The 273-nt window shown below is 67.4% G+C and carries 1 protein-coding gene; it reads left to right on the top strand.

Translation table 11 applies throughout. The features are described from left to right. The coding region (locus tag EOB59_RS35130) for a beta-ketoacyl synthase N-terminal-like domain-containing protein (RefSeq protein ID WP_281061756.1) at positions 1 to 273 on the top strand (273 nt) is incomplete at both ends.

Genomic DNA, 273 nt, shown 5'->3' with positions numbered 1-273 from the left:
GCTTGCTCGCCGTGCTTGCAGCGCGCGAAGCCATGCGGCAGGCCGGACTTTCCTGCGACGAGAGGAATGCCCATCGCTTCGGCGCGACAGTGGGCGTCGGCGGCTTGGGCTGGGATGTGATGGAGGAAACTTACCGGGCCCTCCTTTTGGACGGCGCGAGGCGAGTTGGCATCCTCGCTGTACCCAAAACGATGCCAAGCGCCGCCGCCGCCCAGGTGAGCTTGAGCCTCGGCTTGCGCGGGCCGGTCTTCGGGGTGACCTCCGCATGTGCCT

This window comes from Mesorhizobium sp. M7A.F.Ca.MR.176.00.0.0 (assembly GCF_004023165.1).
Classification (GTDB): Bacteria; Pseudomonadota; Alphaproteobacteria; order Rhizobiales; family Rhizobiaceae; genus Mesorhizobium.
Note: the sequence above shows the minus strand (reverse complement) of the source record. Positions and strands in the feature narration are given on the sequence as shown.